The organism is Acinetobacter sp. YH12144, assembly GCF_013418345.1.
GTDB lineage: Bacteria > Pseudomonadota > Gammaproteobacteria > Pseudomonadales > Moraxellaceae > Acinetobacter > Acinetobacter amyesii.
The window spans coordinates 71,294-94,716 of sequence record NZ_VPCD01000002.1 but is presented as its reverse complement, the minus strand read 5'-3'; the positions used below and the strand labels follow the sequence as shown (position 1 = coordinate 94,716).

Genomic DNA, 23,423 nt, shown 5'->3' with positions numbered 1-23,423 from the left:
TTTTCAACTAAATGTCGAGCTTAAATCTGTTCGGGTTGCACCACGAACTGACAAGATGCATCGGCATTTTCGACAAAGAAGATTTGACCGAATTCATCACTACTCAAACGCATTTCTTTATAGTTCAGCGTGTAATAGCCCACATATTTCTGCATTAAAATCGGATGCATACCTGTCGCAAGCTCATCTTGAGCTAAGACCAATTTCATTACCTGACGGTCATTCATCACCACCATGTAACGCTCATCTTGGACTTGTACGTATACCAGGCCTGTGCCCTTCGGCTGCAAAGGGATCAAAAACTTGTGATTCAGTGCAATCACACCGGCTGCATAGCTTTCAATTTTTTGGCTAATCACGTTAAACACTAAACCATGATCAAACTGGTCGAGTAACAGGTTACGATTATCCTGTGGCACAAAAGTTGTGATCCCCAACTTTTGCAGATCTTGCTCACTGACTTGTTTGTTATTAAACAATACTCGTAATAAGGTCTGCTTTTGTTTGGCATCAAAAAATTGTGGATCAAGCTGAAACGAATTACTTTTTAAAATTTCACCCAAGGCATCTCGATGGCGAGTCAGTAAATTTTCGATAACTTTTCGATAATAAAATTTGCTGTTTTTCTTAACCCGACGCATTTTTTGATAAAAATACGGCGCATCAAAAGGATGTCTCAAGAAATCATTTAACAGTTCAGAACTCGCCAATACCGCAATGGCATCATGCCCTGTAAACGGCAGATGTAACACATGCACATGCGGAATTAAGGCCTGTAGTTTTTCAAAGTGTGCGCGATCTTCTGGACAATAAGGATCATACACCACGATATATTCACGTGTAGTCGATACGTCTTCAGCAAGCACCCGCATATTGGCATGCAGATTGGGCTGAAAGAACATGCCATAGCGTGTATCGACAATGTCTTCTGGGTCTATGGAGTACTGCGACACCATACTGACCACGCGCTGAAAACCAAATAAATTGGCATACTTAATGGCAGCATAGCCGCCCATGGAACCACCATAGGCAATACGCATCTCAAATTGCTCTAGGATCGGCTTGATGGCTTGATACATCGGTTGCATTGACGATGCTGGAAACCACGATTTTTGTTTCGGCATCACACCGATCACATTAAAACCATATTTTTGCAAAGACTTCTCGGCATTGATGCTCAAGCCCTTGGCGCGGGTAATCAAATCACCGAAGGAGAAAATAAGCTCACGAGAACTGCCAGGCTGAAAAATGACACGAATTTGATCATCTTCAAAAATGATGTGCTTTTCCATTGTACTTTGCTCCAGTCCTTGTTGCGTCACGCTTTTCCTTCCTTGTTGCATTCAAAGTTTATCTTGTTCCGAATATGCTATTTTATAGAGGCCATATAGATTAAAAAGTGCAGAATATGACACATTCAATACATCCTGCCGCACAACAAGGCTTTAGCTCTGCAGCTGAACTCTATCAACAAGCCCGCCCTGACTACCCGATTGAAATCAGTGCGTGGCTACAACAACATTTAGCTTTAGCCCCTCAAGCCCATCTGGTGGACTTAGGCTCAGGTACAGGCAAATTTCTCGAGTATATTCGCCCACTCAGTGAAAATATCACCGCGATCGAACCTGTGCATGAAATGCTGCAACAATTGCAGAAAAAACATCCGCATATTGCAACTTTAGCCGCCCAAAGTGATCAGATTCCACTGCATGATCATTCTGTGGCAGCGGTATTTTGTGCCCAGTCTTTTCATTGGTTTGCCACCCCTGAAACCCTCAATGAAATCAGTCGTATCTTAGTTCCCAATGGGGATCTTGTATTGATTTGGAACCAACGTGATATCCAAGTCAATTGGGTCAAACAACTCGCTGATGTCTTGAGTGAGCTCGAAGGTGACACACCACGTTATCATAGTGGGCAATGGCAAAAAGTGTTTGAGCAGCAGCAAAAATTTAAATTAATTGCCGAAACCACCTTTCAACAATTGCATCATGGTACAGTGGAACACGTGGTTTCCAAACGATTATTGTCCACCAGTTTTATTGCAGCGTTAAGCCTGGATGAACAACAAAAACTGAAACAACAATTTGAAAATATCGTGGCTGAATCAACCCAAAAGACTGCGCAGGATTTCATTGATTTTCCCTATATCACGCATGTCTATATCTTTAGAAAAACACATTAGGACACGATTATGCTCTTGCCAATCTCTTTAAAAAAACTCAGTGTCATCTTCCTCATGGGTACAGTCTTAGGACTCACTGCATGTGAAAAATCATCAAAAACGGTGGAACAAAATAGTGAAATCAGTTCCGATGATCAAATCATGAAAGAACTGAATAGTGATCCTATTAAAAACTTTGCCAAGACCCCAGATGATCTACACGACCTCACGCTTCTGACGCAATATGACGAGAGCTTTAGTCAAATTAGCGATGAGATGGAAGATGAGCTGATGAAACTGCGTGAGGAAGGCAAACTCACTGATGAATTTGCTACACAGCGTAAGCGTGACAACATCCAGTCAGCACTGAATATGCTCAAAGAACTCGAAATGAAAACTGAGCAAGGCCGTTATATTCAAGGCTTGATGTATCAGTACTGGGACAATCAATCACAAATTTATCGTGAGAAAAATCAAGCAGCCGATGGTGAGTTGAAAAATCCTAGTGATAGTGTCAAAGGTCTCGGTCAGTTTATTCATGCTCAAGAACAATTGGGACATTGGCAAGAACAATATCCTGAACTACAAAAAACTCGACAACCCTAATCATCCACCCTGTTGCAATCTATGCACCCAAATTCAACATGGATGAATGAGAAGGTGACACGAGCTTAAAACTCAACCTCAAGGGCAAATTCATGCCCTTGAGGTGATTGCTCAATCTTAATTTGCGCTATGGTCGTTCAGCATATTGTGGTAAATCACCTGCGATATCATCCCATTCTGCTTTGGATGCGACAAAGATATGACAGGTTGGTTTCTGCGTCAGAGGTGTATCTAAGGTGCCTATACGTAAGCGGTAATAATCAGGCGTTTCAGCCTTTATACTGATGATCGGCGAACCACACTCACTACAAAAACAGCGCTGTGTGGTAGCGGTAGACGCATACTGTTTCAGAAACTGCTCACCGGCTACAATTTTAAAATCTGCTTTAGCAATCGGGGCATTGGTCGCAAATGCTGTACCATTGGCTTTGCGGCACCGAGAACAATGGCATTGCATGATCTCACCGACCGGACCATTGATCTCATAACAAACCGCTCCACACAAGCAGCTTCCGGTATATTGTTCTTGTACGCGCATAGTGGTCTTTCTTAGAAGAATTTCATCTCAAAATATCACAACTCCTCAGCAAGATTGTGACAATTTGAAGCGCTTAGTTCTGCAAAGAAACCAGATAGTTTTGAACCCCTTCACCCGCTGCTCGACCGGTTGCAAGGCAGGCTGTTAGTAAATAGCCTCCAGTAGGCGCATCCCAATCCAACATTTCACCGCAAGCAAATACTGCAGGATTGCTCTTCAATTGTAAGCCATCATTTAGGACTGAACGCTTCACACCACCTGCGCAGCTAATCGCCTCATCTATCGGGCGAAATCCGTCAAGTTGAATATCTAAATGTTTAATTTTCGCTGCTAGTAAGGCCGGCTCATGCCAAAAAGATTTATCCACCAGTTCACGGACCAGCGCAGCTTTCGCCGCATCTAAACCGGCTTTACGCCAAACATTGGTTAAAGACTGCTTCTTCGAAGGCTGTAGTTTCTTTGCCAATTGCTCAACAGATTGATCTGGCAATAGGTCCAAAGTCAGCTGCATGGGCTGAGCAGATTTCACCTGTTGACGCAGTGCTCGACCTTGTTTGTAGATCAATCCACTTTCCAGCCCATAGTGTGAAATGATGATATCGCCTTGGGTCGGCTCGGCTTGATCGACCCATGCATTGACTCGCTTTAAGGGCTGTCCAAACACAGGCTGCATAAACTTCGACCAAGCGCGTTCCACGCCAGCATTACTGGCTTGAAAAGTTTCAATGCTCTCAGGCTGCAGCCATTTTTGCCATGCGCCATCACTGCCTAAACGTGACCAAGACACTGCGCCACATGCCATAATAATCGCATCAAAGCCAAGCACTTGACTTGATTCATCAACAAGGTTTTGAATCGTTAGCTGATTGGACTGTAAGTCCAAAACTTGATGTCGATAATGAAACTGCACCCCGTCTAGACTAAGACGTTTTAACCAGGCTCGCAGCAAAGGCGCAGCTTTCATTTCAATAGGAAAGACCCGACCTGATGAACCAATATAGGTTTCAATGCCCAGCCCCATCATCCACTGTTGAATCCATGCTGCATCCCACTGCTTAACCCATGGGCTCAGCCATTCCACTTGATCATAGCGCTGCACAAATTGTTCAACGGGTTCTGCATGCGAAATATTCAGCCCCGTCTTGCCAGCCATTAAAAATTTACGGGCTGCCGATGGTTTTTGCTCATAAACATGAATGTCATAGTCAAATTGGCTAAGCACTTCCGCCGCCATCAATCCCGCAGGACCTGCCCCAATGATTGCAATACGCTGAGTCATGCCCAATTATTCCGCAGATGCTTCGGTGGGTTGCTTGCCTTGTAGCGGCTGAAAATCATCAAAACGTGTGGTATAGCCAGCGGGTTTAGTCACCAATAATTGTTGGCACAACTCACCACGTTCTAGATATTTAATCTCAAAGTGTGTACGTGCTGAAGTCTCTGCAATGCGTTCTTTGACAAAAGGTAGCTTCCAAACATCGATTAACTGCTGCTGCGCTTCCTCAATATATTCAGGAATATTACTGGCCAAGGTAATCTGACCACCCGGCTGCAAACGCGACAATAAAAATTCAAAAAACGGCATATTTAACCAGCGCTGTGCAGGATTATGCGGTTCAGGGTTTGGATACAAAATAAAGAATTGCTGTACTTGCGCAGGATGTAAGGCATGTACTACCCAAGGCAATGCATCAGCATGAATTGGAGCTAAATTGCTTTGCCCTTCAAGTTGATGCTGCTTTTGCATTGCCACAAATTTTTCACGTGTCCGCTCAACAGCAATCAATTGAAATTCAGGGTGATTGGCTGAAAACAATAATGCATGTTTACCTTTACCAGCCCCAATTTCCACACAAATCGGCGTGGAATCAATCGGCTGAAAATCACGGGGAGCTCGCATACGCTGCGCTTGAAATTGACGAATAGGCATAAACAGATCAAACTAAACAGAACGGCATAAGTCTAACAACTGCGACTGTATTTGCCTAATTGAATCATCCGTTTTTGCTGGAGTTAAGCATGCCCACCACCATGAATTGTCCACGCTGCGGCGCATTGACGACTTGGGAAAATAATGAATATCGCCCGTTTTGCTCAGATCGTTGTAAATTGATTGATCTCGGTGCATGGGCCAATGATGAATATCGTCTGCCGACACAAGATGCACCTCAGGCCGATGGTGGCCGTGAAGAAGACCAATTCTAAATACGTTTAGCTCAGATTTAAATATAAAAAAGGTCTAACCTAGTAGACCTTTTTTTATTTTAACGAATCCAGTTAAAGCATATTGCTTAACCGGTTTTACCCGCAACAAAAGGATTGTGCTGCTTTTCATAACCAATGGTACTCATTGGACCGTGCCCTGAAATAAACTGCGTGTCATCCGGCAAGCTAAAACATTCACGCTGAATGGAGTCGAGTAATTGTTGATGGTTACCGCGTGGAAAATCTGTCCGGCCTATCGAGCCTTTAAATAACACATCCCCCGTCCAAAGCACGGCATATTTTGCGTTATAGAACATGACATGACCTGGTGTATGCCCCGGTGCAAAACGAACTTCAAACTCTTCTGCACCCAGCTTCAAGGTTTCGCCGCCTTCCAACCATTGGGTCACATGGACATTTTCAGGGATCGGGAAACCGTATTTCGCAGAAACCTCCTGAATCATGTCCAACCAAAACGCATCTTCTTTATGCGGGCCAATCACTGGAACATTCCAAGCTTGGGTTAATGCCCCAACCGCACCTGCATGGTCTAAATGGCCATGCGTTAACCACAAGGCTTTGACCGTTAAACCGAGCGCTTCAACTTCGGCTTTTAATTTTTCCGGCTCTCCCCCTGCATCAATCAAGACCGCTTCTTTCGACTCAGAGTCCCAAACAATGGAACAGTTTTGTTGAAATGCCGTGACGGGCACGATTTTAACTTGCAACATAGGGCGACAACCTCAAGGCGTTAATGGGCTAATGTTTGCTTTAAGGCATCAAGATTAGCTTGAAGTAACAAATTGAGCAATGCGACATGATCATCCCGCGCGTTTAATGCAGGAATATAACCATATTCACCACCGCCTGCAGCTTGGAAAATTTCAGCATTTTGCAGCGCCAACTCTTCTAGCGTTTCCAAACAATCCGCTGAAAATGCAGGGCTCATAACCTGTACCGATTTCACGCCTTGTTTGCCCCATGCGTCCAAAGTGGCATCAGTATAAGGTTTCACCCATTCTTGCTTACCAAAGCGCGATTGGAAACTGATTTCATATTGATCTTCAGTTAAACCAAGCGCTTGCGCGACTAAATGTCCTGTTACACGGCAACGGTCAGCATAGGGATCACCCTTGTCTGCATAAGGCTGTGGAATGCCATGAAAAGACATCAATAACTTATCCGCGACCCCATGCTCCGCTTGATAATCACGCACACTTTGCGCTAAAGCTTGAATAAATAGCGGGTGCTGATAGTAATCACGAATAATGCTCAGACCCGGCAAATTACGCTGCTGTGGAATCCATTTAGCAATGGCATCGTATAAAGGTGCCGTAGATGTTGCTGAATACTGTGGAAACAACGGAAATAATAGAATGTGGTCTTGAGGCTGCTCAGCCAATTGCGCTAAAGCGGTAGAAATCCCTGGATTACCATAAGTCATGGCCGGAATCACATTCAGTTCAAATTCTGGATATTTTGCTGTGAGATGCTGTTTTACTGCGGCAACTTGCTCAAATAAAATTTCACGCATAGGCGAATCATTGCCCCAAACCATTTCATAGGCATGCGCCACACGCTTTGGTCGAAATGGCAAAATGAACAAACGCAAAATCAATTGCCAAATCGGTTTTGGAATTTCAATCACCCGCTGATCTGACAAAAACTGTTGCAGAAAACGACGCACTGCGGGCACAGTTGGCGCATCAGGCGTGCCTAAGTTCGCCAGAATAATGGTGACTTTAGCTTTTTCGGCAGACAACATTACACTTTTTCCATCAATTTGAATGACGCTAATGTAGCAGCTTTTTATCTATTTTATAAAACAGATTAATATACAGTTTTAAATTGGAAAACCCGATCATTATCCAACAAATTACTTTCCAGTAGTTTTTGACCTTTCGAGGTCACTTGCCACAACATGCGTTGACGGTCATCACGTCCATTTGGAATGATCCAATCATTTTGACGCATTTGACTCTTGATACTATGCAAAGCCCGAATATTCACCTGAGCACGAGCAACCGCATGCGCACGAGGCATTTCAACGCGGGCATCTTCCAAACCTGTTTCGTTTAGAAATTCATTCATGCGTTTAGAGAAAAACTCTTCTGGGGTCGGATTGACAAAAGTTGAACCTAAAATCGAAAGCAACTGTGCCCACGTCATTTTTTTCTGAACTTTCAGCTCTTTAAAATTGCCGTCTTGATAGGCATGCATGCGATATTCAAAAGAGAACACTTCATGCATAGACACTTTTGGTAAAGATAGGAATGGGTCGACTTCTCGTTTTCCTGATTCTGTTTCGAGTTGAACTAACTGGGCTTTTAAGCGATCAATTTCATCATGCAAAGCTTGGGTATTCTGTGGGCGCACCCAACCTGTAACAGGATAGCGCTCTAGCATTTGCGGCATGTTCAATCGCACTGCCATTTCTAAATCACGCAAGGTTCGATAGCTAAAGACTTGATCCACTTCATTTTGTAATAGTTTTCTAAATTCTTTAAATTTTTCACGAAGTTCAGGTTTAGCATCATGTAACGCATCATCACGTGAATCTGGATCATCATGCATAAACACAATGACAGGTTTTTGCTTGGTCACCGCATAGATGTATTCAAGGTGCATATAGCCCACACCAGACACAGACTGCTCACCGTATTGACTGCCCAATAAAATCATCACATAGTCACAATCGTCAATTTGACGACGTGCAAAAGCAGTGCTCAATGGTGTGCGTTGTTCTAGCCCCCATGAGAAAAACCCCATTCCTACAAGCGTCTGAGCCAAAATGATCCGTTCTGGCTGCATTTCGCTACCAGATGTGGAAATGAATACTTGATAACGCTTATCGAGCATTAGAGATCCTCTTCCCGTTGCACGCTATATCCAGCACTCAAAAAAGTGGTTGCTGAAACATACAGCATGACTACCCCAAATAGATTTAAATTGTTTTATCTAAAATCGTTCAATCACAATGATTAAAATTCTAAACTTGCCGCCTGAATATTGCAGATTTTCCAAGTGATTTGATCATCTTGAATTAAGCGTGCTACCACAGGTGTTAAGTTTTCCGCATTATTTCCACTGACATAACATTCGATACGCAGTGAATCTTGGCGGTTATGCTCAAATAATAACTCATTTTTAATCAAAATTTGGGCTGTTTGTCGTGCAACCGCAAATCCCGAGTCAATTAATGTCAGCTTCTGACCAAAAATATACTGAATTGCCGATTTTAGGAAGGGGTAATGCGTACATCCAAGCACTAAATAATCTGCACCTGCATCTACAACTGGCTGTAATATCTCAGTTAATGTCTGCAGGCAAGGCTCAGTCATTTGCGCCCCCGCTTCAACAAAGGGCACCAATTCCAAAGAAGTCACTGACAAAACTTGCACCCCTGCAGGTTCAGCAAATCGCTGCATGACATCTTTGATTAATTTACCCCGAAAAGTCGCAGGCGTTGCGAGGACAGCCACAGTTTTACTTTTGGTCTGTAATACCGCAGGTTTTAAGGCTGGAACCAAGCCAATAATCGGAAAATTTTCACCGTAGTGTTCACGCAAATAATCCAAACTAAATGCCGATGCCGTATTGCATGCCACCACCGCGACTTTACACCCCTGACGGTATAACCACTCAATCGCATGTGCAGTCAGTTCACGGATGTCCTGATCTTGACGCGGGCCATAAGGGACATGTGCCGTATCTGCAAAATAAACAATCCGTTCATTCGGTAAATAACGTGCAATTTCCAACGCAACAGACAAACCACCAATACCTGAGTCAAATACCCCAATAGGCGCATCAGCAGTCGCTTTTGGCATGGGTACATTTAAGGGGTAAATGGGATGAATGGCGGTCATAGGGTCACTTTAATTTAGATTCAGAATGACAAGGTGGAAAGCTTAAACCTCAGGTGCCTAATTGCAAGTGCAAATCACCACTTTGTAACACTAAAATGGACTCCCCTTGCTCATTTTCAAGCAGCTCACCCATCTCGACTAAATGAAAAAATGCAGCACGTTGAATTAAGGCATTTATACCAAAACGAACATGCACATAAGGACGTAGTTCACCCTGATATTCACGCATAAAAATCGGATGTTCCTGATCAACAATAATCAGGTCTTGGGTGGTTGTGGTGAATTGAATATAGTTTTTAGCGTCAATCTCAACGTGATCCACCTGATTGACAAATAAAGGCTCATCTTCCACCTGTATTTCAATTTGTTCCACAGGGGTTTTTAAATAGAATTTCCCATCTTCTTTCCAAAGCACGGTTGAGAACAGATCAATGAGTGCTTGCCGCTTGATCAATTGACCATCGTGCCACCATTCTCCATTGGCTAAAACCTTCAAATCCATTGCACCACAATGCTTTGGATGCCATTGATCTAATGGAGGGATTGACCTTTTGTGACCGGACTGTCCATCTTTTAAGTATTGTGCAATGTTCATTAAATTTCTATCATCCCTATTAATGAATTTTTTCGTCGGGTTTTCGTTCAATTGCTGCTTCATCCGCCTAATAAATACCTTAGTGACGGAAAAATAATATGATTCAGCCAATTGGCTAGAACTCGGTTTAAAACTATACTAGCCCACAATATCAAAGACACGATAGAAAAATTGTGTCTGGGCATTAAGAACACTCATGGCAGCACCATTTAAATGAATTGAATGGATGCCACCTTCCGAAATATGAGGAGTCCTACATGGAACACATCGAACGTGAATCGATGGAGTTTGACGTAGTTATCGTCGGTGCAGGTCCTGCCGGCCTATCTGCTGCGATTAAAATTCGTCAACTTGCAATTGAAAATAACCTAAACGATCTGTCCGTTTGTGTCGTGGAAAAGGGCTCCGAAGTGGGTGCGCATATTCTATCAGGTGCTGTGCTTGAACCTCGCGCAATGAATGAATTGTTCCCAGATTGGAAAGAACAAGGTGCACCTTTAAATGTGCCTGTGACTGAAGATAAAACCTTCTTCTTATTGTCTGATGAAAAATCACAAGAAGCACCACATTGGATGGTGCCTAAAACCATGCATAACGATGGCAACTATGTTATTTCGTTAGGTAATGTGGTTCGTTGGTTGGGCGCTAAAGCTGAAGAATTAGAAGTGTCTATTTTCCCAGGTTTTGCAGCGTCTGAAATCCTTTACCACGAAGATGGTACTGTGAAAGGTATTCAGACTGGTGACATGGGCATTGGTAAAGATGGCGAACCAACGCATAACTTTACTCCTGGCTATGAACTTCATGCCAAATACACATTATTTGCTGAAGGCTGTCGGGGTCATTTGGGTAAACGTTTAATCCAAAAATTCAACTTAGATAAAGATGCTGATCCGCAACATTACGGTATTGGTATTAAAGAACTTTGGGAAATCGATCCTGCTAAACACAAGCCAGGTTTGGTGATGCACGGTGCAGGTTGGCCTTTAAGCGAAACAGGTTCTTCAGGTGGTTGGTGGTTATACCACGCTGAAAACAACCAAGTGACGTTGGGTATGATTGTTGACTTGTCATACACAAATCCACACATGTATCCATTTATGGAAATGCAGCGTTGGAAAACACATCCACTGATCAAGCAATATCTTGAAGGTGGTAAACGTATTTCTTATGGCGCACGTGCGGTTGTAAAAGGTGGTTTCAACTCATTACCTAAATTCACTTTCCCTGGTGGTAGCTTAATTGGTGATGACGCAGGTTTCCTAAACTTTGCGAAAATCAAAGGCTCTCATACAGCAATGAAATCAGGCATGCTGTGCGGTGAAGCTGTATTTGAAGCGATTGCTGCGGGTGTGGAAAAAGGTGGTGACCTTGCCATTGCACGTGTGACTGAAGGTGAAGACTTCTTCGCTAAAGAGTTAACTGCGTACACAGACAAGTTCAACAACAGTTGGTTGAAAGAAGAGTTATATAACTCTCGTAACTTCGGCCCTGCTATGCATAAGTTTGGTCAATGGATGGGTGGTGCGTTCAACTTTGTTGATCAAAACATCTTTAAAGTGCCGTTCACGCTGCATGACTTACAGCCCGACTTCAGCGCTTTAAAAACTGTCGATGCTGCGAACTTCAAACCGAATTATCCAAAACCAGATGGTAAAATTACATTTGACCGTTTGTCTTCAGTATTCGTATCAAATACGGTACATGAAGAGAACCAACCTGCTCACTTGAAATTGACAGATGCTTCTATTCCTGTACATGTGAACTTACCAAAATGGGATGAGCCTGCTCAGCGCTACTGTCCTGCTGGTGTTTATGAAATTATGGAAGAGAATGACGGTTCTAAACGTTTCCAAATTAACGCGGCCAACTGTGTACACTGTAAAACGTGTGACATCAAAGATCCGTCTCAAAACATTACTTGGGTAACACCTGAGGGTGGCGGTGGTCCTAATTATCCTAATATGTAATCTCTTTTGAGATTGAAATAAACCCGCTTAATGCGGGTTTATTTTTTAATAGACAATCACACTCTTTAAATAAATATTATTACAAAAAAACTAATTCCTATAAAAAATGAATTTCATAAGTATTTCATTTAAAATAATTATCAATGTATTATTTTATATCCACTAGATTTAGATATTTTATAAATAATTAAAAGAAATAATTTCACTAAGCCTAAATAAAAATTTAAATTTCATCTATATAGTAATATATTCTTTTAGATCCTTCAATTTTATAATAATTAATTTTAATTTCTCTAGAACTTTCCATATTACAAAGCTTACTTACAACTTCATCTCCTCCACCGTACATTGTAATTTCCTTATTTTCGATCAGAAAATTAAACGATGTCGGCTCTTCATGATTTCGATGAATTTTTTCCAACTTATATTTTAAGGTTAGATCTTTTATGTTAGAAAAATCAGTACTATTAAATGGAAAAACTCCCCTATTACACCCACCTAAAAAAAGCGCTTGTTTATTTTTCTCGTATAAATATGCTATTTTTTCGTCATCAGCATATACATGCGAGCTAATGAGCACTATAAATAACAATCTAAAAACACCAACAAAATTCATCATAGCTCAATTTATTTATTAAAAATAAAATACATAATTTTTTTAAAATCAAACCCACTAAATAAAATTAAAAAATCAATATCAACAAAAACCATTGCAAGAAAGTTTAAATAATTAAAAAATCAGAATAAAATTCCGCCTACAAAATTATTACTTCAAACATTAAAAATACAATTCCCCTGCACAAAAAAATATGAAAAAAACCAAATATACGACATGCAATTCATTTAGAATAAATAAATTCATTCAAACTAGTTAAATAATGAAAATCACCTGCAATAATACTTGGCGATAGCACTCTAAGATCCATAACAACATAATATTTTAGCTCTGCATCATCTATAATTTTTTGATATTCTTCTAGCTTATCCATTTCATTTTTATCTAACTTGAAATGAATACTTTTTTTCATTTTCCCAGGTAATATTAGATTGTTTAATAAATCCTCATTTTTCTCTATCAAATTATATTTATTCAAACTAAATTTAAAAGATGCATTCAAACCATCCCTAATCACTAAATTTGATATTATTTTACTTCTTCTATTTTCATTACTCACCTCCCAATCATTAACCCCAGTGATTAATATATCTTGCCCAGATAAATTCTCAAATATCAATTCTAAAACATAATTAGATTCACTTTTTTTTATTTTAGTAATAATTTTAAATCCTATTTCCATTTTACTTTCACTGGAATTAATAAAATTTATTTTTTTTTCATTAAACCATTTTAAAACTTCCTGCCCATTACTGTCTTTTGAATTAAAAAGTATTGAAGAAACAGTATTCTCACCTGAAATTTCAAAAAATCTAAAATTTAGCTTCTTATCTTTACTACTTTTGACATCATATTTTTTATTAAGCAAGAAAATTTTTTTTCCATATTTGTCATAATCTTCAGCCTCTTTTTCGGTTAAGCTTTTAACAATCAAACCGACTCCGTTTATTTTATTATTTTTACTACCTATTCTATCTACTGTAGAATTTTTCAAATAAAATTCTTTACCATTATTAGCCCAAAATTTTTCTATAAGAGGATTACCCCAATAATTTGGATATGTACTCGTGTAAAACTCTTGATTATTTTTCGCCATTGATACAGTACTCATAAATAAAATTGAAACCATTATAAATTTAAGATTTAACATCCCAATTAATCCCTGTTTCTTTTTCAAACCAATCTCGAATTTGATGCAGATAATATTCATGCATTTGTGGATTTTTAATTAAAGTTCCTTCACCCATTAAATTATTTTTTGAATTTCTTTTCCAAAAATCTGCAGGCTCTGCAATCTTAAGATCTATTTGATATGGTGGATTACTTGTAGCTAAAGTATATCTTTGATTTACTGCTCCCCCATAAGCAAAATACTCATCTGGCCAATTAAATAAATGACCAGATTCATGCGCATGTATATTATTCGACATCCAACTTGGCTCAAATTTCCAACATCCGAAGTCATATTGTTGAAAATCAGTTAATGAAGTTGAGTTTTCAATAAATTCATAAATTTGATAGTAATCAGTTACCTGTTTTTTCGATGCTTCGTATTCTGCTGTAGCATTTATAGACCAATTACTTGAATCCGCACGTGTACTTAATTTGTATATATTAACCTCATGACCATCTTGTGCTTCTACAACTTCCAACCAAACTGGAACTTTACACGTACATTTTGATTGAGCACAGTTTTTCGGATATAAATAAAAATTATTTTTATTTAAAATTTTCTCAATTTCAGATTTAGCTTTATTAAAGTCAAACCAATCTTTATATGGAATTTCTATATCCTCAAAAGAAAACATGGAATTTTGCAAATCTAAGCTAGAATCATATGGTAATTCTACTTCTATACCACTTTTATTAGTAACTATCTGGTTATTATTGTCAACTAAGACACGCTTTTTTCCTTTAAAAGATATCTTTGTTGTTACTGTTAAGAGGTTTTTAAGTGGATCAAACTTAATATCAAATGGTTGGCTTATCTCTGAATAATCATAAAATTTGACTTTATACCTCTTTGAATTTTCATAATAGTCAACATAACCATCTTCTAAAGTTTCATTTTTTTCTATACCTATTGATATTAAATTTCCGTTTTCATCCGTATCTACAATTTTCCCAGAAAGAGCTTCTGGTAGATAATCAACTATACTAATTGGTTTTAATAAAGATGAACAACTATTTCCATGTAATGCTGAATCATTCAACGCCGTGGATGACTCAGCATTAGATATATATTCGGTATTTGAATTTGATTGTTTTAACCTTATAGGACATTCGCTCACTGAATTTTCTTTGATTTTCAGTGCAGGTAAATTTACATTCAAAGTGGGAATCTTGTTCCCTCCCACAAACTTATGCTGCCCCGCCTTCACTTCAAACTTACCGCTAGTTGTCGGTAATACACCCGCACTACTAATCTCAATCTGACTACCACCCGCAACCAAAACAATTTTTTTGCTCGCTTTGATTTCAACTTTATCTTCCGTGGAAATGATTTGAATACCTTTTCGGGCAATCAGATCTGCCCCATCTCCTTGGGCTTGGATTTCAACTTTGCCTTTGCCCGCATACGCACGTAAGCCTTCTTGTGCTGCAAATAGACTGATCTTGCTTTGTGCATGGGCAATCAAGGATTTTTGACTGCTGAGGTTGATGCTATCGCCTGCACTTTGGCTGATCTGTCCATCTGCTGAAAGATGAATATCTTCCTGACTACTCACAACAATTGAGTTTGGTGCAGATAAAATCATTAAGGCTTGTTTAAAGGCATCAGCTTTTTCTTTACTGCCTTTTTCAATTTGTCCAAGGAAGTTTTTCAGGTTATCTAAGACTTCAAGCGGGTCAGTTTGCTGTTTTTTCGCCACTTCACTTAAGGCTTTGCTGCTGTTTAAGTTGGCTTCGATTTGTTCTTTCGCCGCTTGTGCATCGAGGTGCATTGCTGCTGCTTGTTGTTGTGGGTGTGTGCTGACAAGGAGCCCTTGTCCTGCACGAACTGCGCCCCATTGGTCGGTTCTCAGTTCAAAGCCTTCGCCTCGACCTGCACTTTCTGCGGTTTCTTTAGGATGACTGAGGTTCCCTAGGTTGAGCTGGGTGGCACCATGGGTACTTTGTAATTGTGTTGATATTTGTCCAGTCGTGTCATCAAAGCGTAGTTGTCCAAAGCCTTCACCTTGGACTTCCTTACTTTTTATTCCAGCCAGTTTTTTGGTGTCTGGCAGTTTGCCTTTACTATCAAATTGGGTTGGACTGCGCTGTGCTTCATGTATGCGCCCCACCACAAATGGTCGGTCGATGTTACCGTCAAAGAAATCGATGACCACGATTTCATTAATACGTGGTAAGAAACGTGCACCATAGCCTTCACCGGCCCATGGGGTAAGCACATCGACCCATGCAGAGTCCGTATCATTGTCATTGCTGCCTGCACCGCCATCATGGCTGTGGTCATCTCCACGGGTAAATAAAAAGCGGACTTTGATACGCCCCCATTCATCGACATGTATTTCTTCACCACTTGGCCCGACAACTTTAGCCCGTTGCGGATGGGTGCTTGGACGGTGTTCGAGTGGGTTATATGCAGGAACCGTCACAATATTGCGGCGTTGTAATGTGAGCTGATTGGCCTGACGCTCGGCCTGTTCATGGATCGGTTTAATGTTCCACTGACTTTGTTCAATCAGTTGATTGACTTGTTCAGAGAGGTCTTTAGGTAAGTTATTTTGGTTATAGAATTTTTTTTCTGTGATTAAAAATTGTTTGTCTGCACCACTGTGTTGATCGATTTCTGGGTGTTCATTCAATTCAAACCAATAACCCACTTGGGTATCACGCACAGTCGATTGTGCACTGAATTTTTTCGATTGTAGCTCGTGATAGCGCGTTAGGTTTTGATTCAGTTTTTCAATTTGGCTATTGGATGAAGCAGTGGCTTGATCTTCACCTTTTAAATCTTGCATCCATGCAGGGCTGACATGCCATGCTTGTTCCAAACTTAAGCTGGCATTGTCTTGGCTTTGGCTATGCTGATGTTTACTTTGAACTGAACCTGCGCCTTCTTCTTGGCTGAGTCCATCGGCTTGCCAGCGCTGCACATGGACCGCAGTCGGTTGAATGCTACGCTCACCGATCAAGCTGGTGATGCTGTCTTGTTTTTCTGTGGCGCTAGAGCGATGAAAGCGGATGCTACGACGGCTGAGTGCTTGATATTGGCTATTGTCATCAATCAGGCGAAGTTTTTGTTTTTCAATTGGCGCTGAGGAATGTGGTGCTTTCAGCTGCGCTTCATCGATGAGCCAATTGATGCCTTCACTGCGCCAAAGACGCGTTAAAAAGTCATAATCGCTTTCATTCGACTGCATGATGAAAGGTCGTACATCATAGTTCTGACTTAAACCGCTTAGATCTAGCGTTAGACTGGCAGCAAAGAGCGGACTTTTGCTTTGCCATTCTTTAAAGAGAGTCTCACTGACTTCGCGCACCGATTTGTTCATAAACACACGACTGTTGCGGCGTTTATGCCATAGCGACGTTGCGTCTTCTAGAGTGAGTTTATATAGGGTGAGTGAACCGTCACTCTGGCCTTGGGTGGCTTCGGTAATAATACCCGTGGTACGGAAGAGTTCGCCCTGATCGGTCACTTGATCAACGGCGACCTGTGCGCCAATAAATTGTTTTAGTGGAATAAGTGCATTCGTAGATAGGCAAATCAAAGTCGCTTGCAGGCCTTGGTTTAAGACATGCTCCCCATCAATACGTTGAATAAAAAGCTCGTCATTCAACGCAGGGTTGGAAAATTGCACATGAATGGCACGTTTTTGGGCGGATAAGCCTAATTTTTCAAGTATAAGAGCAATCGAATTTGACATTTTAAAAGTCTGTTTTTTAAACTTTGTATAATTATGCTGCGAATGATATAGGCTAGCCATCAGACTTGACCAGCCTATTTTATTAATAAAAATGTAACATCTTAATAATTATTATTTTTTACAATCTCTTAAATTAACCTTTCTGAACCAAATAATGGAATTCTTTATTTCCATTTTCATCAAGACGTTCTTCTTGAAGCAAAAGCTCATGACCTAAATGCATACAAAATTTCGGAATATCCCAAGAGGTCGAATTATCTGTTGCAAAAACCTCCACAATATCACCCGATTTTGATTTACGAATGGCTTGATGCAACATCATCACAGGCTCAGGGCAACGTAAGCCACGGGTGTTTAATTGAATTGATGGGGACACAGAAGGCTCAGACATTAGAAAACTCAGTATTAAAATCTAGGGCTATTTTAGCATAATCCTGACGACCGAATGTTAGCTTGAAAAATGCAGATGATAACGTCTTAAAATGACTTCATCGCTCATCATCTAGATCAACATTAACAATAGACAACTGTATTTTCTACGGTATGATAAAATCATCATTTATTAGATATTAAGAGTCTTTAGGAAAGATCATGCAAGAGGAATCCGGCCCGTCGTGGGGCATGCGCGGCTTACGTAAATGGCTGGGCACTGCACCAGAAACCCGTGACGAACTGTTGAAATTGGTACAAGATTCACGTCGCTTCTTAGAACCCGATACAGTTGCCATGCTCGAAGGGGTACTCGACTTACCTGCAACTAAAATCCGCGAGGTCATGACCCCCCGTACTGCGATGATCAGCTTGCAAGAAGATGATGAGCTATTAGATATTTTGCATGTACTTGTTGAATCTGCACACTCACGTTTCCCAGTCTTTTCCTCAGACCAGCCAGACAATGTTGTCGGTATTTTGTTGGCCAAAGATTTGTTGCCATTTTTGACAGAACCGACCACCAAAGTCGATATTCGTGCATTAATGCGTCAACCCTTATTTGTACCCGAGAGCGCGCGTTCTGACCAAGTTTTACGTATGTTGAAAAATACCCAAACCCATATCGCTGTAGTGATTGATGAATATGGCACAACTTCAGGCTTAGTCACTTTAGAGGACATTCTTGAAGAAATTGTGGGTGAAATTGAAGATGAACACGACAAAGTCGATGAAGAAGCTCAATTTATCATTCCAGATGAAGACCCACTCAGTGCAAATACATGGCTGGTTCAAGCACTTACACCAATTGAACATTTTAACAATCTTTTAGATGCTGATTTTTCAGATGATGAAGTAGAAACTGTGGGCGGCTTACTGCTACAAGAAATGGGCTTAGTCAGTGATTTACAAGGTCAAGTGATTGAACTTGAAAACTGGGAATTTACCATTTTGGAGGCAGATGCACGTACTATTCATCTGATCCGAGCTGTCCGTAAATGAGAACCTACTTTGATAAGCTGCTAAACCACTCAGAACAAAAAAAACAGCTACCTTTCATCTATCCTTTGCTGATTGCATTATTTTCAGGTGCCATCTTCAGCTTGTCGCTGGCACCTTATCATTATTGGTGGTTGGCAATTTTATCTCCAGCCCTGCTGTATGCTTGCTTAAGTCAGCGTGCCCCTAAACAATCGTTTTTCATTGGTCTAGCTTATGGCTTTGGCTTATGGTTTGTCGGGGCTTTTTGGCTGTATACCTCGATCCATGTCTATGGTGATACCAATTCAGCACTCAGTGTTTTGATGATTGCCATTATGGCGATTGTGATGGGCCTGTTTACCGCAGTTCAGAGTTGGCTCTACCGCCGCTTCTTTCCAGAAACACCTCTGACCTTTGCGCCACTGTGGGTGTTTTTCGAATGGAGTAAAACTTGGGTCTTTACCGGTTTTCCATGGCTGTTTGCAGGTTATACCTTTACTGAACGATTCCTCGATGGCTATGCGCCATTATTCGGGATCTTTGGGGTATCTTTTGCGGTCATTGTATTGGCCTGTGCCTTGGTTGAAATCCTACGTAAACGCATCTTTTGGATTGTTCCCTCTGTCCTTGTTTTGCTCGGTGCATGGGGTGCAGCACAACTGCAATTTGTTCAGCCTAAAAATGAAAAACCGCTGAGTGTTTCCTTAATTCAAGGCAATATTCCACAAGATTTAAAATGGTTAACAGAATACCAAGCTCAAACCTTAATGAAATATGCATCATTAAGTCGGACAGAATGGGGCCGTGATGTCATTGTTTGGCCAGAATCCTCCATTCCAATGTTCCAAACTGATATTGAGCCGTTTTTGGATGCGATGAAAGTCCAAGCCAATAAAACAGGTACGGCTTGGGTGACAGGTATTCCCTATTGGGATTTGGCAGAATCACAGCAAAACCAACACCCTATGTATTACAACACCATCATGGCAACTGGTGATGAGTCTTCTGGCCTATACAAGAAGCAACGTCTAGTTCCCTTTGGTGAATACATTCCGCTTTCAGGGATGCTAAGTTGGGTACTGCCTGCCCTACAAAATGACCCGTCGATGAGTGGCTTTTCACGTGGTGCAAACAACCAAAAGCCTTTGAATGTTAAAGGTCATGATTTAGGTGCGGCGATTTGCTATGAAGTGGCTTATCCCAACTTAACGCGCCGTAATGCCAGTCAAAGTGACTACCTAGTGACTATTTCCAATGACGCATGGTTTACTGGAACAGCGAGCCCGCATCAACACCTACAAATGGTTCAAATGCGTGCCAAAGAAAATGGCCGTTGGTTTATCCGTGCAACCAATACTGGTATTACCGCCTTTATTGATCATAATGGTCACATTGTGAAACAAGCACCGATGGATAAAGATGCGGTACTTCGTGGTGATTTACCTGCCATGCAAGGCGAGACACTTTACACACGCTTAAGTGATTGGCCTGTGTTGATTTTCTCATTCTTGTTATTGGTTCTCGGTTGGATTTATCGCCCGCGTAAAGTTGATATTTCTTTTAAATCACGCCGTTGATTCCGCTATAAAAGATCAAGAAAACCGAGCTTTGGCTCGGTTTTTTATTGATAAACTTTCAACGTGCCAGCTCATCCTGCTTTTTTAAAGTAACTTGGTGCCGAGGGGAATTTCTGCATCAGGCATACAAAGAGCAACATGCCCCTCTGCATTATGAAAACCTGTGACCAAACACTCTGACTGGATCGGCCCAATTTGTTTTTTTGGAAAATTCACGACGGCAACGACCAATTTTCCCACTAGATTTTCCGGCTGATACAGCTGTGTAATTTGTGCACTGGACTTTTTAATGCCCAGTTCCTCTCCAAAATCCACATGGAGAATGTACGCGGGTTTACGTGCTTGCTCAAAGACTTCAGCCTGTACAATTTTCCCTACACGTAATTCAACTTTCAAAAAATCTTGCCAATCGATCTGTTGCATTTTTCCTCTTGCTTTTCTTTGTTGTACTTCATCTGACTATCTATGCATTATAAAAATTTCATTCAGGCTGACGATATGTGAAGCAGACATTCGATGCGTCAAAACGGACAAAGCAAGGTCTTCTTAGAAAACGTATCAAATTGATGTACGCTTTGATGTAGGCTAACTGTTCATTTGCACGGGACATAAAAAAACTGGAGCAAGCTCCAGTTTGGAAGGTTTGATTGTGGTTTATAACTTCGTTACTAAATAGGAAAGCATGGCAGCTAAAGATACCATTGGAATATATCGATAAAGACGAACAACCATTTGTTCGATGGCAGATGCATGTTCTTGTTTTAAATTTGCCACAGTCGCTTTTAATGCAGACCAAAAACTTAAAGCCAGTAATGAACTCATTAAGCTCATGGCAAAGAAGCCCACCATAATTTGGCTACTGCCCTCAGTGCTTTGCCATAAATACACAATGCCTTGACTGATCGGCAGAATACTTAAAATCAAAAGAACAGATTTCAGCATAGACCAATGAAATTGGTTAATTTCATCCGTTAATAATAATGCTTTCATACTATCCTCCATGGCTAAAAAAGTACCATAAAAGATATTATGCTCGGTTTTATTTAAATGAAAAGCCTATATTTATTCATATTTTGCGATTATTGTAATCAATAAAATTGGGAATAATTCTTATTATAAATATCACATATTTAATATTATGAAATTTAAAGTAAATTCAATAACTTAATATTAATTTTATAATTAAGATTTATTATCACTTCACTCAATATTGAAACACCCTATTAAGTGAAGTGATTAATTCCATTAAAACTGAATATATAATTATTCTCAGTTAGTGTTTATAGTAAATATCGGCATCATTTTCTTCACCGCCAGACTGACCATCTGCACCAAATGAATAAAGATCATAAGGACGGCCTTCAGAACCTGGGATCACATATTGAATATCATTGTCCCAACTGTCTTTTGGATAGCCGCCTTTGATATAGCCACCCGGCAACCAGTTTTTAGCAGACTCAGGTTTAGTGACCAAAGCATTTAATCCACCGTCTTGCATTGAAGGGAATTTACCATTGTCCATTTTGTATTGATCTAATGAGCCAGCGACACTTTTTAAAGTAATCGCCGTAGTATCAACTTTGGCTTTTTCACCACGGCCCATCACGTTCGGTACAATCAGCGCTGCCAAAACACCTAAAATGACAATGACCACCATCACTTCAATTAAAGTAAAACCTTGTTGCTTCATATTTTTTGTCTTCACTTGCATGTTACAAATCTCTGTTCACATCATTGTTCGAATGTCTTAAATCATATTATTCATATTCACGATTGGCAGCATCACAGCAATCACGATCACCAGTACAATGCTCGCCATAAATACCAACATCAGCGGTTCAAGCAACGCCAATAAAGTTGAAATTAAAGTCGTCACTTCTCGGTCTTGCATCGTCGACGCACGTTCTAGCATCCGATCTAATTCGCCTGAACTTTCACCACTTTTGATCATTTGTACCATCATCGGTGGGAAATAACCACTTCGCTCAAGCTGTGTTGCTAAATTACCACCTTCTGTTACTTTCTCTGCCGCAAGGTTGACCGAATCTCGAATCACCCAATTATTACTGACCGCTGCGCCAATTTTTAAAGCATCGACCAAAGGCACGCCAGACTTGGTTAAAATCGACAAGGTACTGGCAAAACGAGCGGCATTAATGCCTTTAGACAGTTTGGAAAATAATGGTAATTTCAAGGTCAATCGGTCAAAGGCATAATGTCCCGCCGCTGTTCTGAGGAATCGAACCAAGAGAAAAATCGAAACTACGCTACCGACCAATAAAAATGGCCAGGCCATTCGAATAAAATCACTGGCTTTCATTAAAGCGACCGTTATCCACGGCAAGGCATCTTTGCTTTGGTCAAAGGTTTTGACAATATCTGGGACCACATAGGTCATGAGTCCCATCACAATACCGAAAGACATTAACATCAGGATGATCGGATAAATCATCGCACCCTGCACTTTTTTTTGCATGGCAAAGCGATTTTCGGTGTAATCGGCAAGTTGGTCGAGAATGAGATCGAGATGGCCTGAACGCTCACCTGCTGCAATCGTGGCAATATACAGTTCAGGAAAACGTCCCGCTTGTTGTAGTGCGTTGGCTAAAGAATGTCCTTCCAAAACTTTAGAGCGCACCGACATCAACAGGTTTTGCACATGGGCTTTTTCGTTTTGTTTTCCCACAGCACGAATCGCTTCTTCTAATGGAATCGCAGCGGCAACCAAAACTGAAAGTTGGCGAGTTAATAAAGCCAAGTCATAGGCATTCAGCCCTTTTTGAAACCAGCGCTGCTGCGCGTGTTTGTCTTTTTGCTCAATCGGATCGACAGCAACTGGAATGAGTGACTGATCTCTGAGCTGTTGACGAATTTGACGCGCAGAATCACCCTCAAGTACACCCTTCTGCTGCTTCCCTGAAGCGTCTATGGCAGTAAACTGATATGCAGGCATTGTAATGCTCTAATTTTCCAAAATTTCTATCAGCGCAGTTGCGTCT

General features: G+C 40.8%; 22 protein-coding genes and 1 pseudogene. 6 read left to right on the top strand and 17 right to left on the bottom strand.

Annotation, left to right across the window (positions count from 1 at the left end):
• Positions 1-20 precede the first annotated feature (20 nt).
• Positions 21-1,292, bottom strand: coding sequence for an alpha/beta fold hydrolase (locus FTU79_RS02095; protein ID WP_180048871.1), 1,272 nt, complete (start codon positions 1,290-1,292; stop codon positions 21-23).
• A 116-nt stretch (positions 1,293-1,408) separates the two neighbouring features.
• Here FTU79_RS02095 and FTU79_RS02090 point away from each other — a divergent pair, with 116 nt between their 5' ends.
• Both FTU79_RS02090 and FTU79_RS02085 read left to right on the top strand, forming a co-directional pair.
• Complete coding sequence (locus tag FTU79_RS02090) at positions 1,409-2,185, top strand: class I SAM-dependent methyltransferase (RefSeq protein WP_180002910.1); 777 nt, start codon at positions 1,409-1,411, stop codon at positions 2,183-2,185.
• Between the two features lie 9 nt (positions 2,186-2,194).
• Positions 2,195-2,770: a hypothetical protein gene (locus FTU79_RS02085; protein ID WP_168377944.1), complete on the top strand. Its 576-nt coding sequence runs from the start codon at positions 2,195-2,197 to the stop codon at positions 2,768-2,770.
• 127 nt (positions 2,771-2,897) lie between these two features.
• Here the strand turns inward: FTU79_RS02085 and FTU79_RS02080 are convergent, their stop codons facing one another.
• The 3 genes from FTU79_RS02080 to FTU79_RS02070 form a co-directional block, all read right to left on the bottom strand.
• Positions 2,898-3,308 (bottom strand): GFA family protein, encoded by a 411-nt coding sequence (locus FTU79_RS02080; protein WP_180048801.1) that lies wholly within the window; start codon positions 3,306-3,308, stop codon positions 2,898-2,900.
• Positions 3,309-3,381: 73 nt separating this feature from the next.
• A complete protein-coding gene (locus FTU79_RS02075; protein WP_180048800.1) occupies positions 3,382-4,587 on the bottom strand; it encodes a TIGR03862 family flavoprotein in 1,206 nt (401 codons plus the stop codon).
• Positions 4,588-4,593: 6 nt separating this feature from the next.
• Positions 4,594-5,244, bottom strand: a complete 651-nt coding sequence (locus tag FTU79_RS02070; protein ID WP_180002966.1) for an SAM-dependent methyltransferase — start codon at positions 5,242-5,244, stop codon at positions 4,594-4,596.
• An 83-nt stretch (positions 5,245-5,327) separates the two neighbouring features.
• Between FTU79_RS02070 and FTU79_RS02065 the strand changes: the two genes are divergently transcribed.
• Positions 5,328-5,513, top strand: coding sequence for a DNA gyrase inhibitor YacG (locus tag FTU79_RS02065; RefSeq protein ID WP_078189771.1), 186 nt, complete (start codon positions 5,328-5,330; stop codon positions 5,511-5,513).
• Between the two features lie 86 nt (positions 5,514-5,599).
• On the opposite strand, the gene FTU79_RS02060 is transcribed toward FTU79_RS02065, so the two are convergent.
• The 5 genes from FTU79_RS02060 to FTU79_RS02040 form a co-directional block, all read right to left on the bottom strand.
• Positions 5,600-6,244 carry an MBL fold metallo-hydrolase gene (locus tag FTU79_RS02060; RefSeq protein ID WP_180048799.1) on the bottom strand — a complete coding sequence of 215 codons (645 nt, stop codon included), beginning with the start codon at positions 6,242-6,244 and terminating at the stop codon, positions 5,600-5,602.
• A gap of 20 nt (positions 6,245-6,264) precedes the next feature.
• On the bottom strand, positions 6,265-7,278 hold the full coding sequence (gene hemH, locus FTU79_RS02055) for a ferrochelatase (protein WP_180048798.1): 1,014 nt from the start codon (positions 7,276-7,278) through the stop codon (positions 6,265-6,267).
• Between the two features lie 65 nt (positions 7,279-7,343).
• On the bottom strand, positions 7,344-8,372 hold the full coding sequence (locus FTU79_RS02050; RefSeq protein WP_180048797.1) for a DUF4062 domain-containing protein: 1,029 nt from the start codon (positions 8,370-8,372) through the stop codon (positions 7,344-7,346).
• 122 nt (positions 8,373-8,494) lie between these two features.
• Positions 8,495-9,382 (bottom strand): glutamate racemase, encoded by an 888-nt coding sequence (murI, locus tag FTU79_RS02045; RefSeq protein ID WP_168377950.1) that lies wholly within the window; start codon positions 9,380-9,382, stop codon positions 8,495-8,497.
• Positions 9,383-9,431: 49 nt separating this feature from the next.
• Entirely contained in the window at positions 9,432-10,040 is a 609-nt protein-coding gene (locus FTU79_RS02040) for a DUF1285 domain-containing protein (RefSeq protein WP_168377951.1), read from the bottom strand.
• Between the two features lie 194 nt (positions 10,041-10,234).
• Here FTU79_RS02040 and FTU79_RS02035 point away from each other — a divergent pair, with 194 nt between their 5' ends.
• Complete coding sequence (locus tag FTU79_RS02035) at positions 10,235-11,947, top strand: electron transfer flavoprotein-ubiquinone oxidoreductase (protein WP_180048796.1); 1,713 nt, start codon at positions 10,235-10,237, stop codon at positions 11,945-11,947.
• A gap of 223 nt (positions 11,948-12,170) precedes the next feature.
• On the opposite strand, the gene FTU79_RS02030 is transcribed toward FTU79_RS02035, so the two are convergent.
• The 4 genes and pseudogenes from FTU79_RS02030 to tusA form a co-directional block, all read right to left on the bottom strand.
• Entirely contained in the window at positions 12,171-12,566 is a 396-nt protein-coding gene (locus FTU79_RS02030; protein WP_180048795.1) for a hypothetical protein, read from the bottom strand.
• Positions 12,567-12,786: 220 nt separating this feature from the next.
• The gene (locus FTU79_RS02025; protein ID WP_180007097.1) at positions 12,787-13,713 is read right to left on the bottom strand and encodes a hypothetical protein; all 927 of its coding nucleotides are present in this window, start codon (positions 13,711-13,713) and stop codon (positions 12,787-12,789) included.
• Between the two features lie 1,159 nt (positions 13,714-14,872).
• Positions 14,873-17,437, bottom strand: a pseudogene (locus FTU79_RS02020) (type VI secretion system Vgr family protein); the annotation flags it as partial.
• A gap of 133 nt (positions 17,438-17,570) precedes the next feature.
• Entirely contained in the window at positions 17,571-17,828 is a 258-nt protein-coding gene (gene tusA / locus FTU79_RS02015) for a sulfurtransferase TusA (RefSeq protein ID WP_111885617.1), read from the bottom strand.
• Between the two features lie 200 nt (positions 17,829-18,028).
• On the opposite strand from tusA, the gene FTU79_RS02010 reads away from it, so the two are divergent.
• Positions 18,029-18,868, top strand: coding sequence for an HlyC/CorC family transporter (locus tag FTU79_RS02010; protein WP_078189781.1), 840 nt, complete (start codon positions 18,029-18,031; stop codon positions 18,866-18,868).
• The gene (lnt, locus tag FTU79_RS02005) at positions 18,865-20,424 is read left to right on the top strand and encodes an apolipoprotein N-acyltransferase (RefSeq protein WP_180048793.1); all 1,560 of its coding nucleotides are present in this window, start codon (positions 18,865-18,867) and stop codon (positions 20,422-20,424) included. Before FTU79_RS02010 ends, lnt begins: the two co-directional genes overlap by 4 nt.
• Positions 20,425-20,508: 84 nt before the next feature.
• Here lnt and FTU79_RS02000 read toward each other — a convergent pair whose 3' ends face one another.
• From FTU79_RS02000 to gspF, 4 genes are all read right to left on the bottom strand, one after another.
• Positions 20,509-20,847, bottom strand: a complete 339-nt coding sequence (locus FTU79_RS02000) for a tRNA-binding protein (RefSeq protein ID WP_180048792.1) — start codon at positions 20,845-20,847, stop codon at positions 20,509-20,511.
• Positions 20,848-21,078: 231 nt separating this feature from the next.
• Entirely contained in the window at positions 21,079-21,414 is a 336-nt protein-coding gene (locus FTU79_RS01995) for a hypothetical protein (RefSeq protein ID WP_180022604.1), read from the bottom strand.
• A gap of 283 nt (positions 21,415-21,697) precedes the next feature.
• A complete protein-coding gene (gspG, locus tag FTU79_RS01990; RefSeq protein ID WP_078189784.1) occupies positions 21,698-22,135 on the bottom strand; it encodes a type II secretion system major pseudopilin GspG in 438 nt (145 codons plus the stop codon).
• A gap of 36 nt (positions 22,136-22,171) precedes the next feature.
• Positions 22,172-23,377 (bottom strand): type II secretion system inner membrane protein GspF, encoded by a 1,206-nt coding sequence (gene gspF, locus FTU79_RS01985; protein WP_078189785.1) that lies wholly within the window; start codon positions 23,375-23,377, stop codon positions 22,172-22,174.
• Positions 23,378-23,423 lie beyond the last annotated feature (46 nt).

Coding starts and splice junctions, on each gene's coding strand:
- FTU79_RS02090 (WP_180002910.1), top strand. CDS start 1,409: ATGACACATTCAATACATCCTGCCGCACAACAAGGCTTTAGCTCTGCA.
- hemH (WP_180048798.1), bottom strand. CDS start 7,278: ATGTTGTCTGCCGAAAAAGCTAAAGTCACCATTATTCTGGCGAACTTA.
- FTU79_RS02025 (WP_180007097.1), bottom strand. CDS start 13,713: ATGTTAAATCTTAAATTTATAATGGTTTCAATTTTATTTATGAGTACT.
- FTU79_RS02065 (WP_078189771.1), top strand. CDS start 5,328: ATGCCCACCACCATGAATTGTCCACGCTGCGGCGCATTGACGACTTGG.
- murI (WP_168377950.1), bottom strand. CDS start 9,382: ATGACCGCCATTCATCCCATTTACCCCTTAAATGTACCCATGCCAAAA.
- FTU79_RS02010 (WP_078189781.1), top strand. CDS start 18,029: ATGCAAGAGGAATCCGGCCCGTCGTGGGGCATGCGCGGCTTACGTAAA.
- FTU79_RS02040 (WP_168377951.1), bottom strand. CDS start 10,040: ATGAAGCAGCAATTGAACGAAAACCCGACGAAAAAATTCATTAATAGG.
- gspF (WP_078189785.1), bottom strand. CDS start 23,377: ATGCCTGCATATCAGTTTACTGCCATAGACGCTTCAGGGAAGCAGCAG.
- FTU79_RS02085 (WP_168377944.1), top strand. CDS start 2,195: ATGCTCTTGCCAATCTCTTTAAAAAAACTCAGTGTCATCTTCCTCATG.
- FTU79_RS02095 (WP_180048871.1), bottom strand. CDS start 1,292: ATGGAAAAGCACATCATTTTTGAAGATGATCAAATTCGTGTCATTTTT.
- FTU79_RS01995 (WP_180022604.1), bottom strand. CDS start 21,414: ATGAAAGCATTATTATTAACGGATGAAATTAACCAATTTCATTGGTCT.
- FTU79_RS02080 (WP_180048801.1), bottom strand. CDS start 3,308: ATGCGCGTACAAGAACAATATACCGGAAGCTGCTTGTGTGGAGCGGTT.
- FTU79_RS02035 (WP_180048796.1), top strand. CDS start 10,235: ATGGAACACATCGAACGTGAATCGATGGAGTTTGACGTAGTTATCGTC.
- FTU79_RS02030 (WP_180048795.1), bottom strand. CDS start 12,566: ATGATGAATTTTGTTGGTGTTTTTAGATTGTTATTTATAGTGCTCATT.
- FTU79_RS02075 (WP_180048800.1), bottom strand. CDS start 4,587: ATGACTCAGCGTATTGCAATCATTGGGGCAGGTCCTGCGGGATTGATG.
- FTU79_RS02000 (WP_180048792.1), bottom strand. CDS start 20,847: ATGCAACAGATCGATTGGCAAGATTTTTTGAAAGTTGAATTACGTGTA.
- tusA (WP_111885617.1), bottom strand. CDS start 17,828: ATGTCTGAGCCTTCTGTGTCCCCATCAATTCAATTAAACACCCGTGGC.
- gspG (WP_078189784.1), bottom strand. CDS start 22,135: ATGCAAGTGAAGACAAAAAATATGAAGCAACAAGGTTTTACTTTAATT.
- FTU79_RS02050 (WP_180048797.1), bottom strand. CDS start 8,372: ATGCTCGATAAGCGTTATCAAGTATTCATTTCCACATCTGGTAGCGAA.
- FTU79_RS02060 (WP_180048799.1), bottom strand. CDS start 6,244: ATGTTGCAAGTTAAAATCGTGCCCGTCACGGCATTTCAACAAAACTGT.
- lnt (WP_180048793.1), top strand. CDS start 18,865: ATGAGAACCTACTTTGATAAGCTGCTAAACCACTCAGAACAAAAAAAA.